Genomic DNA, 15,628 nt, shown 5'->3' with positions numbered 1-15,628 from the left:
AAATTCTTAATTATTTTATCATAAAAATCAATTTTTCACAAACTAAATTCTTATAAATACGTGACTGTTTTCACATTCTTTTTTGTGATTCCTTTTTCCTGACAGGCTTTGTGAAGCAGAAAATTTTTTCTTTGCTAGAGCAAAATATGGTATAATTTATTAAAAGTAAAAGGAGTTCTATTTATGGTCAAAGAAGTCATTGTTGAAAGTTTTGAGTTAGATCATACGATTGTCAGAGCCCCCTACGTACGCTTGATTGGCGAAGAGGTGGGACCTAAAGGGGACATCATTTCCAACTTTGATGTTCGTCTGGTACAGCCTAATGAAGATGCCATTCCGACCGCTGGGCTTCATACGATTGAACATCTGCTAGCTAAGCTCATTCGTACTCACATTGATGGTATGATTGATTGTTCACCTTTTGGTTGTCGGACAGGATTTCACATGATTATGTGGGGGCAACATAGCTCAACTGAAATTGCTAAAGTCATTAAATCTTCTTTAGAAGAAATTGCAAAAACCACTACGTGGGAAGATGTCCCTGGTACAACTATCGAATCTTGTGGTAATTACAAAGATCACAGTCTCTTTTCTGCTAAAGAATGGTGCAAGCTGATCTTAGAAAAAGGCATTTCCGATGATGCCTTCGAGCGTCATCTTGTATGAAGTAAAAAAACGGGCAGGAACTTCAAGTTTCCTACTCGTTTTCTTTTTATTGACGAATCAAATAATCAAATGCTCCCAGAGCTGCTGTCGCTCCTGAACCCATTGAAATAATGATTTGTTTATAAGCGCTATCTGTGCAATCACCTGCCGCAAAAATTCCCGGAACATTTGTTGCACCATGTTTGTCAACAATAATTTCACCGCGTTCATTAAGAGCAACTGAGCTATCTTTGAGCCAGTCTGTATTTGGCAAAAGACCAATTTGAACAAAGACACCGCTGAGTTCAATTTTATGTTCTTCATTATTCGCACGATTGAGATAAGTAATGGCTTCAACTTGATCGGAACCATGAATTTCTTTTGTAGCCACATTGGTTAGAACCGTCACGTTTTCAAGTTGATGCACACGGTCTTGCAACACTTGATCAGCTTTCAAAGTTGGTAGAAATTCTAGTACATAAACATGATCTGCCAGACCAGCTAAGTCAATTGCTGCTTCAATTCCAGAATTGCCTCCACCGATAACAGCCACTTTTTTACCTGTGAAAATAGGACCGTCACAATGTGGACAATTGGTTACACCTTTCGTCCGAAATTCTTCTTCACCAGGAACATTAACATTTCGCCAGCGAGCACCAACAGAAAGAACTGCTGTTTTCGCTTTCAGAACAGCTCCATTTTCAAGCTCCACTTCAATCAAATCCTTTTTCTCGATGTTTTTCACACGTTGATTCTTCATGATATCAATTGGATATTTCTTGGCATGTTCTTCTACCTGCGCCATCAGCTTAGGTCCTTCTGTATAAGGCGTACCAATCATATTTTCGATACCGACAGTCTCCATAACTTGTCCACCGAAAGTTTCAACGACCATACCTGTACGAATTCCCTTACGAGCAGCATAAATAGCTGCGCTGCTTCCTGCAGGTCCGCCCCCAACAACCAACACATCAAATGGTTCTTTTTTGTCAAATTCTTCACTTGAAGCAGGTCCAGAAATCTTGTCGAGCAGTTGCTCAATGGTCATACGACCATTTGCAAATTCTTCACCATTTAGAAAAACCGTTGGGACAGCCATGATCTTTTTGTCTTCAACTTCTTGTCTAAACATGCCCCCTTCAACCATTGTGTGGCTGATAGTTGGATTCAGCACAGCCATTGTATTCAGTGCTTGAACAACGTCTGGACAATTATGACAGGTTAAGCTGACATAAGTTTCAAAATGAAGCAGCTGCTTAATAGCTTGAATTCGTTTTATAACAGCATCTTCTACTTTTGGTGCGCGACCAGAGACTTGCAGCAAAGCCAGCACAAAAGATGTAAATTCATGCCCTAAGGGAAGTCCTGCAAACTGCACACGCCCTGCTTGCCCCACTTGTGTAACGGTAAAACTTGGCTTGCGGTTAGTCTCTATATTTTCCAGTGATAAACGTGGAGACATTGCTACAATTTCCTCTAGAAAAGCCCGCACCTGCTCAGAACGCTCATCTTGACCTAAAGAAGCTTGAAATACAACATCAGATTCTAAAAGTTCCAAGTATTGCTTCAGTTGTGCTTTAATTGTTTCATCTAAAGCCATATAAGCCTCCTTAAATTTTACCAACTAAATCAAGACTTGGAGTAAGTGTTTCAATTCCTTCTTTCCATTTAGCTGGGCAAACTTCACCTGGATGGCTCCGTACATATTGTGCAGCATGGATTTTGTCAATCAAGACAGACGCATCGCGCCCAACACCGTCTGCATTGATTTCAAGTGCTTGTACAACTCCATCTGGGTCAATGATAAAAGTACCACGTTGAGACAATCCACTTTCATCTAACACATCAAAACCAAGTGAAATGGTATGAGATGGATCGCCAATCATGATATATTCAAGTTTTCCGATGGCATCTGAATGATCATGCCAAGCTTTATGTGTAAAATGCGTATCTGTTGAAACAGAATAAACTTCCACACCTAGTTCTTTAAGATCTGCATACTGCTCTTGCAAATCCTCCAATTCAGTCGGACAAACAAATGAAAAATCAGCAGGATAGAAGCAAACGACGCTCCAATGACCTTTTAAATTTTCACTAGAAACTGTGATAAATTTCCCGTTTCCAGCGTGATAAGCATCTGCTGTAAACTCGACAATTTCCTTACCAATAAGTGACATAAGATTACCTCCAAAATTAGTTTTATAATAAAATAAAAATCTTATAAGCCCATTATAGCCTATAAGATTTTTAGTGTCTAATATCTTGCTTGAAAACGTTTCCTAATAATCCAAAGCATCTGCGTAACCCGCGCCGTTTCCTACAAAATAACCCGTTTTACAGTTAATACTAAAGAGGTAGGTTCCATCTGTTCTAAATAAATTGTAATAACCATTTCCGTTGATAATATTCACACGTTCAAGAATATAATTATCTCCTGTGAAATAGCCACGTTCCCGTGAGGTTGCTAAAATTTTTTCTAACACACCAGGATTGAAATTCCAAGCTGGATTATTACTGTCGTTAATTTTAGTTTGGTCGTATGGTACTCGACTTAAATGACGCTGTAAATTCGTGCCTGACGCTGTTGCTGCTGGAGCAGTTGTTTGCGCTGGTACAGAAGCTGGTTGTTCTGCTACAGGTGCTTGAGCGGAGCTTTGTGACGGTGCAGCGGCAGCCTCAGATTGAGGAGCAGAGGTTTGTTGACTCTTTCCTAAGCTAATCGCAGATTTCAACACCTTATCCAAGTCCGTATTTCCAGTTGTGACATCTGTAAATTTGGCATCAGCCTTAACCTTTGCTTTAGTATCCAAAACACCATCTGTAATAGCTGCTGAAGTGAATTGCGCATTCACATTTTGAACAGCCTCAACTTGTTTGACCAAGCTATCGTATTTTGCTTTGGCAACATTGTACTCGTTGGTGTTTTTTAATTTTTCCAATGCTGCTTTTAGTTTGTTTAAGTTTCCGAAACTGCTGTTTTTCAAAGCCAATTTATTGGCATCTGTAAAGAATGAATCATAAAGGCTGTTGAAAGCTTTCAAATTCTTATTTTCAGAGCTAGAAGCGGTAGAAGATTTATTTGTTTGGCTCGTTGAAGTTGTGGTTGTTTTCGCTTGCTTTTTGTTCAAAGACAGATAAGCTGTTCCGCCGATTAAAGCCAGTAAAATAACACTCGCTGCAGAATAGAGGACTTTCTTATTTTTATAAAATGGAACTTTCTCCGTTTCCATTTCTTCATCTAACGCTGTAAAAGTCGGATAGCTTTCCGTTGACTCAGTTGAACTCACAGGAATATCATCCATTTCAGGCTGAATTGGTTCCATTATTTTTGTCTCAGCCTCTAACTCCTCTGGAGTTTGTGTACTGTTTTCTTCCGAATTTTCTTGCGGTTCTGCTTCTCTGGCTGCAAGTGCAGCTACTGTTTCATCAAAGGCAGACTCCTCAGACGCTACCTCTGCAGATTCTAGGGGGGCTTCCTCTTGAACCTCATCGTGCATCTCCTGGATAAATTCTGCCAAGTCTAACTGGCTCAGTTGTTCTTTATCTTCTGCTTCAGACATTTCTTCTGCAGATTGAGCCGAAAATTTTCCTGCTTCAATTTCTTGACGATGCTGTTTAATGTATTTATCCAGCACATTGTCCTCTTCCGTCACCCCTGCTTCAAGTTCTTCGCTTTTTCTAGCAGCTTGACCAACTGTCATTTCTTTAGCTGTTTCAAAATCAAGAATTGATTCTTTTTCTTCTTGTTCTGGCAAATGTTTTTCGTCTTTACTCACGGCAAATCCTTTCTAATCTATCTGACGTTTGACTCTCTGACCAAAATATTGATACAAATCAACTTTTAAAGTTCCATTATAGAGTTTGCGTTTTTTATCGGCTTGGCTGCCAAATTTTGTTTCAAATGCTTCATCACTCGTCAAGATAAACTTGCTCCACGTCTTTAGTGGTGCAAAAGTCTGTCCCATTTCTTGATAAAGCTTGGTCACAGCATCATCATTCAACAATCGCTCGCCATAAGGCGGATTGGAAACGATGACACCATTTATCTTGTCGGTGTGCAAATCTTGCAAACGCATTTGCTTAAAAACAATCTGCTCAGAAACACCTGCTTCTTCGGCATTTCGTTTGGCAATCTCCACCATACGTGCATCAATATCAGTCCCTAAAATATCAAGCTGAATGTCTTGCTTAATCTGTCCTAAAGCTCTAGCACGAACACGCCCAACCAAGTCTGAGTCAACCCAATTCCATTCTTCAAACGCAAAATGGCGATGAAGTCCCGGCGCCATATTCATGCCAATCATAGCTGCTTCAATACAGAAAGTTCCTGAACCACAGGTCGGATCAACCAAGGGTTTATCTGGATACCAATTGGATAAGAGCAGAATCGCAGCCGCCATATTTTCTTTAATTGGAGCGCCACCCTTATCGGCCCGATAACCACGTTTGAAGAGGCTGAATCCTGTTGTGTCAATCATCACCGTCACTATATCTTTCAGAATAGTAACCTCTATTCTAAACTCAGCTCCATTTTCCATTAGGGGAACACCCTCTGGTCGAGCATAGTGCTTTTGCAACTTTTTGACTACTGCTTTTTTAGAAATAGCTTGCACACTTGGTTCATTGTGGAGTTTTGATTTGACACATTTTGCCTTAGCAATTGGAAATTTTGCTCCAAGTGGCAAATAGTTTTCCCAATCCAAAGCAAAAATCCCCTGAAATAATTCCTCAAAGGTTTTAGCCGAAAAACTGCCAACAACAATCTTAATGCGGTCTGCTGCACGCAACCAGAGATTAGTTTCAATAATGGTTTCAACAGTTCCGTCAAAACGCACACGCCCATTTTCCACTTGACATTCTAAGCCAAGATTTCTGATTTCACGACCAACCACAGCCTCTAAACCAGCCGCAGCAGTCGCAATCAACTTAAATTTCGTTTTCATTCGTCCTCTCAAAATAAAAGCTAGCATAATACGCTAGCTAAACCTATATGCAACTTTCTATAAGCCATGTTTTGTTCCAGAAATAACTAGGTATCATTTCCTTCGATAATCATCTGTCTACTGTTTCCAGTCAGAATGCTGCGTTCGTTTCCACGCATTCCGTGCCCCGACCAAAGTTTGGGTTGCTAGCTTGAGGGGTTTACCGCGTTCCACTTCTTGTGTTTCCACAAAAACTACGTCACTGTGGCACTTTCAGACCTATTTTGACTTATCAAAGACTTAGCCATTTCAGTCGCCGTAACGGATACTTCCGTCCCTAGGCTTATTGTTTCACCTAGCACAAACACTACGGGCATCACAGCCCGTGCTAGCATGGACTTTCCTCATGAAAATAAAATATTCTCACGCGATTATCCAAAAATTGCACATTACTTATTAAATTTTGTTATTTAAGATTTGCTTGCCGAATACTTCTTTTTCCAAACGATTTAAGCGTTTTAAAATATCAAAATTTGTCAGCGTAGCAGATGCCACTTGAGGGGGTTCCATGATAGATTGCGTCAAAGGTGAAGTTGCCGCCTCATTTGACTTTTTAGCGAGTTGTGCTTTCAAACGAGCATTTTCTTCACGCAGTTCCTTTACCAAAGCAGCATACGTTTCGTAATCTTTAATGACATCATCTAAAAATTCGTCCACTTCAACCTTGCTATATCCACGGACGCCAACTTTAAAATCTTGATCAAAAATATCTTTCGGTGTGTAAATAATACTAGCCATTTCTCTCTCCATTCTCGTTCATTACTTTAATTATATAAAAAATGAACCGCAAAAATCAAGGTTAAACATCTAATTTTCGGAAAAATTTTCTGCGACCTCATTCAAGTCATCAAATGTTAATTGTTTGATAAAATATTGTTCTTGTTTCTTCATCATTTGGTAAAGATACTTTAAATTTGTTTCATTTTCTTCATCGTAAAAAATATAAGCCCCGTCTGTATTACTGAGTAGAAAGTGATTGTAATCACGAAATTGGCTGGGATTTTCATAATGAGAATAGGCGTATTTAACAAAATCCACCTGTTTAAAACAACTTAATTTTTCTTGATTGGCTTCATTCCAGATTTCACCTTGATTCTCAAAAGTAAAAATCGTCGCAATTTGAAAATCGTAATCTTTCTGCAATTCTTTTGCAACCTCTAGTGCCCAAACTTCAAAACCTAAGTTCCCAGTAAAAATCAGCCACTCCGCACCTTCTTCCAATAAACGCGTCAAATCTCGCTGAATGGCTTTTTTAATAATCTTGATTCGAGGGTCTTTGTCATTAAAAATTCCCAAATCAAAATTCCGATAACCTACTATTAATACGCTAACCACTTAAATTATCCCTTTATTTCCTTTTTTATGTTATAATAGAGTGATGTTATTGTACCAATAAGGAGATATATGGTCAACTATCCACATAAAGTTCCCTCTCGAAATTCATTAAGACTTCCCAAAAAGAAGTCCGTTGACTTTGCGAATCGGGGAATGTCGTTTGAAAAAATGATCAATGAAACGAATGATTATTATCTTAGTCACGATTTAGCGGTCATTCACAAGAAACCAACCCCTATTCAGATTGTAAAAGTGGATTATCCCAGACGTAGTCGGGCAAAAATTGTTGAAGCCTACTTTCGACAAGCCTCTACAACAGACTATTCTGGTGTCTATCAAGGACATTATATAGATTTTGAAGCAAAAGAAACACATCAAAAGGCTTCCATGCCGATGAAAAATTTTCATGCTCATCAAATCAAGCACATGGAACAAGTCGTCAAACAAGGAGGAATTTGTTTCGTTTTATTGCACTTTTCAGCCTTAAAATTGACATATCTGCTTCCTGCTCCTTATTTAATTAACTTCTTCAAGATTGACAAGGGGAAAAAGTCCATGCCACTTGACTACATTCAAAAGCATGGATATTCTATCTCACAGAATGGTCTTCCTAGCATTCCGTATCTTGAAATCATTCAACAAAATTTACTAGGTGGTAAAATAAATGAATAAGCAATCTTTACTGACAGCTGCAAAATATGTAACTATCGGTCTCATTACATTATTTATGCTTGGAGTTGTAGCTGGTGGAGGAATTTTTCTCTATCAAGTTCACAAGGCACCTGCCTTGTCAGAAAAGAAACTAGTCGCCACAACTTCCAGTAAAATCTATGATAGTGAAAACAATCTTATTGCCGACTTAGGTTCTGAAAAAAGGGTCAATGCGGCAACAAGTGATATTCCAACTGACTTAGTACGAGCTATCGTTGCAATTGAAGACCACCGTTTCTTCAATCATCGCGGCGTGGACTCTGTTCGTATTTTGGGTGCTTTCTTGAATAATCTGCGCAGAGGAAATCGACAAGGAGGGTCAACGTTGACGCAACAGTTGATTAAACTGACCTACTTCTCCACTTCAAGCGCCGACCAAACACTATCACGGAAAATTCAAGAAGCCTGGTTAGCTGTTCAATTAGAGCGCAAAGCCACTAAGCAAGAAATTATTACGTATTATGTAAACAAGGTCTATATGTCAAATGGTAACTACGGTATGCAAACAGCTGCTCAAAGTTATTACGGCAAAGGTTTGAAAGATTTGAGCTTAGCTCAAACTGCTTTATTGGCAGGGATGCCCCAGGCACCGAATCAATACGATCCTTATACAAAACCAGAAGCTGCTAAAAATCGTCGCAATCTTGTATTGTCAGAAATGTATAAACTCAAATACATCTCTGCTGAGCAATATGAAAAAGCAGTCAATACGCCCGTCACAGATGGTCTGCAAAGCTTGAAAAATTCGGCTTCTTATCCTGCTTACATGGATAACTACTTAAAGCAAGTTATTGAGCAAGTCCAAGAAGAAACAGGCTATAACTTGCTGACGACGGGAATGGAAGTGTATACAAACGTAAACAGAGCAGCTCAAGAACGCCTTTGGAACATTTATAATAGCAATGAATATGTTGCTTATCCAGATGATGAATTACAAGTAGCTTCTACCATTATAGATGCTACAACTGGTAAGGTAATTGCTCAACTAGGAGTCCGAAATCAAGTTTCAAATGTCTCTTTTGGTACTAACCAAGCGGTTGAAACCAATCGCGACTGGGGATCAACCATGAAACCGATCACGGATTACGCTCCAGCCATTGAAAATGGCATTTACACTTCTACGGCTGCTTATATTAGTGATGCTCCTTATCATTATCCTGGAACAACTACTCCGGTTTACAACTGGGATATGCGGTATTTCGGAAACATCACCATTCAGTATGCACTTCAGGAATCTCGGAACGTCCCAGCTGTCAAAACATTAGAAGCTGTTGGTCTCAGCAAATCAAAGAAATTCCTTAATGGACTTGGCATTGATTATCCAGATATGGTCTATGCAAATGCCATTTCAAGTAATACCACAAAATCATATAAGAAATATGGTGCCAGCAGTGAAAAAATGGCTGCTGCCTATGCTGCTTTTGCAAATGGAGGAACTTATTATAAACCTCAATACGTCAGCCGTGTTGTCTTTAGCGATGGAACCTCAAAAGATTTCTCTAATCAAGGCACAACCGCAATGAAAGAAACAACTGCGTACATGATGACAAATATGCTGAAAACAGTTCTCACTTCAGGTACAGGAACCAACGCAGCTATATCAGGTGTCTACCAAGCCGGTAAGACAGGGACCTCCAACTATTCCGATGATGAACTAGCGAAACTAACGAAGCCTTATGGTGGCTCTAGTGTTGTGACTCCTGATGAACTCTTTGTTGGTTATACGCAGAAATATTCAATGGCGGTATGGACAGGTTACACTAATCGTCTTACTCCCGTTCTGGATGATGGTCTGAAAGTCGCAACAGATGTTTACCGTGCGATGATGTCTTACTTGTCTGAAAGCGGGACAGAAGACTGGAAAATGCCTAGCAGCCTTTATCGTAGCGGAAATTATGTCTTTTTAGCCAATTCCACTAATAGATACCAAGGAAATTATTATAATTCTACTTCCAGTTCGAGCCTTGAAGAATCATCATCTTCTTCAAGCAGCCAAGAAAGTTCTACCCAAGAGTCATCAAGCAGCTCTGCTTCATCAAGTATAGAACCGAGTGCTTCTACGTCTGCAAGTTCTCCTAATGGCGGTGGAAAGTCAGAAACTCCTCCTTCACGAAACCGATAATGAACAAGTTCCTGAAAGCCAAGCCGTTTAAAAGTTAACACCTTCAAATCAGAGTTTTGTAAAAATTAAAAAACACGAACAATCAAGACTAGTAAATAACTGACTATAAGATTGTTCGTGTTTTTAATATTTCAATTCCTGATGAAATCACCATGAAGCAGTCTTATACCTTATGAAAATCTCTTCAAACTTCGTCAGTTTCATCTGCGATCTCAAAAGCTCCTCTTTTGATCTACTTACGACTCATCTCTTAGTTTGCAATTTGATTTTCATTAAGTCTCAAAGCTTTATCCTGCTTCTTTTTTATTCTTATTTGCTAGCCAAAGCTCCCATTGGATCCCATGGGGCAAGTACTTTTGGTTCTGCTTCATAAGCAGCTAGTTCTTCTGCTGTTAAAAATTCTTTACGGACAACGATTTGATAAGTGTACTCGTCCATCCAGTCGTCGCTGGCAACAAAATAACCTTTGTCTCCAACCTTATCGCCCCAAGAATTTTCCACTTTCCATTTTGTTGATTTTCCATTTTCATCCAAATCAACACCTGTCAAGACCATAGCATGGGTCATGAGACTTTCGCTGTAATCCAAACGTCCTGCCTTATCTTGTGTCAATTCAATATCCATGCTGGATGTGAAATCGTACATGTCGTTAACCATAACGCCCGCTTTACGGTTGCTAGATTGACCGACATCAGAACCAAACCAAACAGTTTCTCCAGCCTGCATTTGAGCAATAGCCAGCTCTTTCAAACGCTCCATATTAACATTCAAATAACGGACATCACGTGCTCCTACGACATTTCCTAACATCTCAACTGTATAAGATTTACCGTATGGTTTGTCAGCTGTAGGAGCATTGATGATTGAAACGTAGTCATCTAATTGAAAATCCACGTATTTTTTGTAAAATGCTTGTGGTGTTAGTCCAGTTTCACTGTGGAAATTGTTATCTTTATCACGATAAGCAAAATCAAAAGTACGAGGTGGGAGTCCAAATGACATTGCTAAGAAATTAAAGATTTCTTGTAAGAACTCTTCTTTTTTAGCTTGAATAGCTGTCGCATCTGCTCCACTAGTAACCAAATCACGCAAGATTTGTGCATCTTGACGGAGTAATTTATTAAGATATTGGTTGAGCTCACGGCTATTGCTAGATGAAATGGATTCTGGGTAAACTGATTTTGGAACAACTCCATATTTTTCAAAAAGTGCCACAACCATATCCCATTGTCCGCCGTCTTGTTGAGGCGTATCTAAGAGGAATTTCACTTTGCGACTGGTTAAGTCTTGGTCAGCTGTTGCTAAGACTTGCTCTAAAAACCAGTTGGATTTTTCATATTTATCCCAAAAGAATGTGTGCGCTTGAGACAATTCAAATTCTTCCAATTGAAAGCCTGCAATCATTTTATGACGGAATGTATTGAGCGCTGCAAACATCCAGCAACGTCCAGACGCTTTTTGATTGCTGACTTTATCTTTAGTTAAATCAATGGAAAACACAGGATTGTTTTCAATTGCACTGCTACGCTTTTCAAGCGATGTTAATAAACCATTGTGGCTAACTGCATTTTCAATTGCAGCATACTTAGCAGTTGCTTCATAATTTGCATATAATTTATCTGTAAATTGTTGATCTATAGAATTCATAGATACCTCCTTCTAATTCTAAACACTATTATATCTTATTTTCAAAATTCTTCAAACAAAAAGTTAGGCGCACCTAACTTTTTGTTATACAGCTGATTTTAGTAGCCGACGTATTTTAAAAAACATAAGTCAGAACAATTCTCCTGCTTATTTCCAAAAATCATCGAAGATTGTAATCGGCAAATGACGCTTGTGCTCCCCTTTGTGCCACCAAGATTCAATCCTTGCTTTCGCTTGGTCAGAAATGGTTTTACCTTCCAAATAGTCATCAATTTCGTTGTAAGTGACACCGAGAGCGACTTCATCTGCAATGCCTGGCTTTTCTTCTTCCAGGTCTGCTGTTGGTACTTTTTCATAGAGGGCAGAATCAGCGCCCAAGGCAGCCAACAGTTGCTTACCTTGCCGTTTATTGAGACGATAAAGTGGCAGAATGTCTGCACCACCATCACCAAATTTCGTAAAGAATCCTGTAACGTTTTCTGCAGCATGATCCGTTCCAACCACTGCTCCTTTATAAGAGCCTGCTAAAGCATACTGCGCAATCATGCGACTGCGAGCCTTAATATTGCCTTTATTGAAGTCTGAGACCGTTGCTCCCGTAGCCTCAACCGCCTTTGTCATAGCATCTGCACTTTTTTTGATGTTGACCACAAGACTGACATCCGGCTGGATAAAAGCAAGAGCTCGCTGTGCATCCTCTTCATCAGCCTGCACCCCATATGGCAAACGCACTGCGATAAATTGATAGCTAGCATCGCCAGTTTCCGCACGCATTTCCTCTATTGCCAATTGCGCCAAACGTCCTGCTAAAGTAGAATCTTGTCCGCCCGAAATTCCCAAAACATAGGTTTTCAAAAAAGAATGTTTTTTAAGATAATCCTTTAAAAAATCAATGGATTTACAAATTTCTTCCTCTGGGTCAATGATAGGTTTCACGCCTAATTGCTGGATAATCGTTTCTTGTAAGGTCATTTTGTTTCTCCCATTTGGTTCGCTTTTTTACGCATTTGATCAATCAAATCAACCTTGTCTTGCCATACATCACGCGCTAAATCCACAGGGTAATCTTGCGGATTGAGGACACGTTTGTACTCGTCCCATAACTTATCAAACTCCTTGCGAGCATATTGTTGGATTTCTGTTAAGGTTGGCAATTCATAGACGAGTTGTCCTTGTTTAAAGATATCAATCAAAAGAGGCACTGCGTCAAAATTTGTCACTGTTTTATTGATGTAGGTGTAAGTTGGGTGAAACATTTCTAATTCGGCAATAGCATTCACATCTACGCCATCATAAGTGATATAGTCTCCTTCTGACTTACCTTTTGCACGGCTAGTAATCCGCCAAACTTGTTTTTTACCTGGTGTTGATACTTTTTCCACATTATTAGAGAGCTTAATCGTATTACGCAAATTGCCATGTTCATCTTCAATAGCCACAATCTTATAAACGGCTCCCAGTGCTGGTTGGTCATAAGCCGTGATGAGCTTAGTTCCAACGCCCCACACATCAATCTTTGCCTTTTGCATTTTTAAGTTGAGGATTGTATTTTCATCCAAGTCGTTAGAGGCGTAGATTTTAGCATTTGGAAAACCAGCTTCATCCAACTGCTGGCGAACTTTTTTAGAAATATAAGCCAAATCCCCTGAATCAATCCGCACTCCAAGGAAATTGATTTTATCCCCCATTTCACGCGCTACTTGAATCGCTGCAGGAACACCGAGGCGGAATGTATCACAGGTATCCACCAAGAAAACACAGTCATGGTGCGTTTCAGCATACGCCTTAAAAGCTTCATAGTCATTTCCATAGACTTGGACGAGAGCATGAGCATGCGTTCCTAATACTGGAATATCAAAGAGCTTTCCAGCACGAACATTACTGGTTCCATTTGCTCCACCAATCACTGCCGCACGAGTTCCCCAGATAGCCGCATCCATTTCCTGTGCTCGGCGTGTACCAAATTCCATTAAAGGCTCATCTTCGATGACTGAGCGAATCCGAGCTGCTTTTGTCGCTACCAGGGTTTGATAGTTGACAATGTTTAATAAGGCAGTTTCCACTAATTGACATTGAGCAAGAGGACCTTCTACTTGAACAATGGGTTCATTCGCAAAGACCAAGTCTCCCTCTTGTGCAGAACGTACTGTTAATTCCAATTTCAAATTTGCTAAATAGTCTAAAAATTTTTCATCATAGCCAAGAGAACGAAGATAGGCAATATCACTATCTGAAAATGTCAAATGATTTAAATAATGAACCATCCGCTCCAAACCAGCAAAAACCGCATAGCCACTATGAAAGGGCTCTTTCCGAAAATAAACTTCAAAAACAGCTCGTTTATTATGAATATTTCTTCTAAAATAGACTTGCATCATGTTGATTTGATACAAATCCGTATGCAAGGTTAAACTATCATCTGGATACATAACGACTCCTTGTAAGATATATTTTTACTTATTATACCACAAATCAAAAGAGCAAGAGGAAATCTTGTTCAACTTTAGGTGTTTAAATAACTATTCTCAAGTTTTCTGTTGTATTGCGCTGTTTAAATTTTCAGTTTTAAAACATCTTAAAAACCAAGGTGCATTTGGAACAACTTTAAAAAAGTCGCAAATTTATCCTTGGTTTTATTATATTATTATTTATCTTTAAATTTCAATTGGCTATAAATACCAAATACAAGTATCCAAATAGCTGAACCGATTGCTCCTACAACGGTTGATTTTTGTAAAAAGAGGGTTATAAATACAAAGGCAAAGAAGAGCAAAGTAAGAGGATTGAGAAACTTATAGGCTGGCATTAGATAGCCATCTGCCATAAATTCTTTTGATTTTCTGTATTTCAGGTGAGCAATCATAGTGAGTGCATAGATAGCAATATAAACTCCTGATGAAGAAGCAGTAATCAAAGCAAAGGAGTCTGATACTCCTGGTAACACCTGAATAAAAGCAGCTAATGCAATCACTACCGCTGAGGTCAAAATAGCGTTTTGCGGAACATTTTGTCTGGATAATTTCCCAGCACCGATTCCATTCAAAAAGCGATTAGGTGAATCATGTGCGATTTGATACAAATTACGCCCAGTCGAATACAAGGTAGAGTTCAAAGCTGAAGCAGCTGAAGTCAATACGACAAAGTTAATCAAAGCTGCAGCCCATTTAAGGCCTGCCAACTTGAAAACAATCACAAAGGGAGAATCTGTGGTTGCTAAATCCCGCCAAGGGATAATCGCCATAATTGCAAGCAAAGAGCCACCGTAGAAAAGAACGATCCGCAAGGGGATTTCTTTAATAGCCTTTGGCAATACCTGCCGAGGATTTGCCGTTTCAGACGTTGTGATTCCAATAAATTCAATAGCTTGATAAGCAAAGAAGACCATTTGAAAGCCCATGACAAAACTCATAAAACCATTAGGAAATAATTGGAAATTTTGACTGATATTGCTGATGCTGGCTACACCATTGGGCGTTTTAAAGCCTGTCAACACCATAAAAATCGCTGTCACAATCAAAGCAATAATCGCTACAATCTTGACCATGGCAAACCAAAATTCAACTTCACCAAAAACTCGGACTGCAATCAGATTGACCATACTCAAAACAGCAAGGAAGACGATTTGAATCAGCCATGCCGGCCAAGTCGGAAACCAAAATTGGACATATTGTGCAACTGCCGTGATTTCTGCCATACCGATAAAAATGAGAGAAATCCAATAGGACCAACCGGAAAAATAGCCCCAGCCATTCCCAAGATACTTGGTAATGAAGTTGATAAATGTGTGCTGGTCTGGATCATAATACAACATCTCTCCAATCGCCCGCATCATCAAATACATAAAGATGCCAGTCAACATGTAAATGAGAATAATTGACGGCCCTGTCAGACTAATCGAACGTCCTGCTCCCAAAAAGAGACCCGTTCCAATTGTCCCAGCAATAGCAATGATTTGGACATGACGATTTTTTAAGCCACGTTCCATTTTATTTTTATTATTTTCAGAATTCTTTTCACTCATACGAAGCCTCCTTTTCACATGAACTTTTCTATTGTACCACAATTCTGACAATTTCACTAGTCATTTATGAGGGCACGAGAATTGAACAAATCAAAAGAAACCCTTTCATTTCCAATCCTCCAATGCATTACTGGGTTTTTATTAAGCAAAAAGAAGCTGGGACAA

The 15,628-nt window shown here is 39.3% G+C and carries 13 protein-coding genes and 1 other RNA gene; 3 read left to right on the top strand and 11 right to left on the bottom strand.

Annotated features, from left to right (window positions below):
• Positions 1–183: 183 nt before the first annotated feature.
• Complete coding sequence (locus HMPREF2876_RS01250; RefSeq protein WP_024052113.1) at positions 184–666, top strand: S-ribosylhomocysteine lyase; 483 nt, start codon at positions 184–186, stop codon at positions 664–666.
• Positions 667–712: 46 nt separating this feature from the next.
• Here the strand turns inward: HMPREF2876_RS01250 and ahpF are convergent, their stop codons facing one another.
• From ahpF to HMPREF2876_RS01215, 7 genes are all read right to left on the bottom strand, one after another.
• Positions 713–2,245 (bottom strand): alkyl hydroperoxide reductase subunit F, encoded by a 1,533-nt coding sequence (ahpF, locus tag HMPREF2876_RS01245; RefSeq protein ID WP_070241549.1) that lies wholly within the window; start codon positions 2,243–2,245, stop codon positions 713–715.
• Between the two features lie 10 nt (positions 2,246–2,255).
• Positions 2,256–2,822, bottom strand: coding sequence for an alkyl hydroperoxide reductase subunit C (gene ahpC / locus HMPREF2876_RS01240; RefSeq protein ID WP_024052115.1), 567 nt, complete (start codon positions 2,820–2,822; stop codon positions 2,256–2,258).
• A gap of 102 nt (positions 2,823–2,924) precedes the next feature.
• Entirely contained in the window at positions 2,925–4,421 is a 1,497-nt protein-coding gene (locus HMPREF2876_RS01235) for a cell division site-positioning protein MapZ family protein (protein ID WP_024052116.1), read from the bottom strand.
• A gap of 12 nt (positions 4,422–4,433) precedes the next feature.
• Positions 4,434–5,588 (bottom strand): THUMP domain-containing class I SAM-dependent RNA methyltransferase, encoded by a 1,155-nt coding sequence (locus tag HMPREF2876_RS01230; protein WP_042754017.1) that lies wholly within the window; start codon positions 5,586–5,588, stop codon positions 4,434–4,436.
• Positions 5,589–5,643: 55 nt separating this feature from the next.
• Positions 5,644–6,010, bottom strand: an RNA gene (rnpB, locus tag HMPREF2876_RS01225) — RNase P RNA component class B.
• Between the two features lie 13 nt (positions 6,011–6,023).
• Positions 6,024–6,365 carry a cell division regulator GpsB gene (gene gpsB, locus HMPREF2876_RS01220; protein WP_070583968.1) on the bottom strand — a complete coding sequence of 114 codons (342 nt, stop codon included), beginning with the start codon at positions 6,363–6,365 and terminating at the stop codon, positions 6,024–6,026.
• Positions 6,366–6,434: 69 nt separating this feature from the next.
• Complete coding sequence (locus HMPREF2876_RS01215; RefSeq protein WP_070241548.1) at positions 6,435–6,962, bottom strand: SLOG family protein; 528 nt, start codon at positions 6,960–6,962, stop codon at positions 6,435–6,437.
• 69 nt (positions 6,963–7,031) lie between these two features.
• Here HMPREF2876_RS01215 and recU point away from each other — a divergent pair, with 69 nt between their 5' ends.
• Positions 7,032–7,634: a Holliday junction resolvase RecU gene (gene recU, locus HMPREF2876_RS01210; RefSeq protein ID WP_024052121.1), complete on the top strand. Its 603-nt coding sequence runs from the start codon at positions 7,032–7,034 to the stop codon at positions 7,632–7,634.
• Positions 7,627–9,795 (top strand): penicillin-binding protein PBP1A, encoded by a 2,169-nt coding sequence (gene pbp1a / locus HMPREF2876_RS01205; protein ID WP_070241547.1) that lies wholly within the window; start codon positions 7,627–7,629, stop codon positions 9,793–9,795. Before recU ends, pbp1a begins: the two co-directional genes overlap by 8 nt.
• Positions 9,796–10,104: 309 nt before the next feature.
• On the opposite strand, the gene pepC is transcribed toward pbp1a, so the two are convergent.
• From pepC to HMPREF2876_RS01185, 4 genes are all read right to left on the bottom strand, one after another.
• Positions 10,105–11,442 (bottom strand): aminopeptidase C, encoded by a 1,338-nt coding sequence (gene pepC, locus HMPREF2876_RS01200; RefSeq protein WP_024052123.1) that lies wholly within the window; start codon positions 11,440–11,442, stop codon positions 10,105–10,107.
• A 147-nt stretch (positions 11,443–11,589) separates the two neighbouring features.
• Positions 11,590–12,414, bottom strand: coding sequence for an ammonia-dependent NAD(+) synthetase (nadE, locus tag HMPREF2876_RS01195; RefSeq protein ID WP_024052124.1), 825 nt, complete (start codon positions 12,412–12,414; stop codon positions 11,590–11,592).
• The gene (locus HMPREF2876_RS01190) at positions 12,411–13,871 is read right to left on the bottom strand and encodes a nicotinate phosphoribosyltransferase (RefSeq protein ID WP_024052125.1); all 1,461 of its coding nucleotides are present in this window, start codon (positions 13,869–13,871) and stop codon (positions 12,411–12,413) included. Before HMPREF2876_RS01190 ends, nadE begins: the two co-directional genes overlap by 4 nt.
• A 215-nt stretch (positions 13,872–14,086) precedes the next feature.
• A complete protein-coding gene (locus tag HMPREF2876_RS01185; protein WP_070583966.1) occupies positions 14,087–15,463 on the bottom strand; it encodes an amino acid permease in 1,377 nt (458 codons plus the stop codon).
• Positions 15,464–15,628: the final 165 nt, after the last annotated feature.

The organism is Streptococcus sp. HMSC073A12 (genome assembly GCF_001812815.1).
Classification (GTDB): domain Bacteria; phylum Bacillota; class Bacilli; order Lactobacillales; family Streptococcaceae; genus Streptococcus; species Streptococcus vaginalis.
This window is presented reverse-complemented; position numbering and strand designations above follow the sequence as displayed.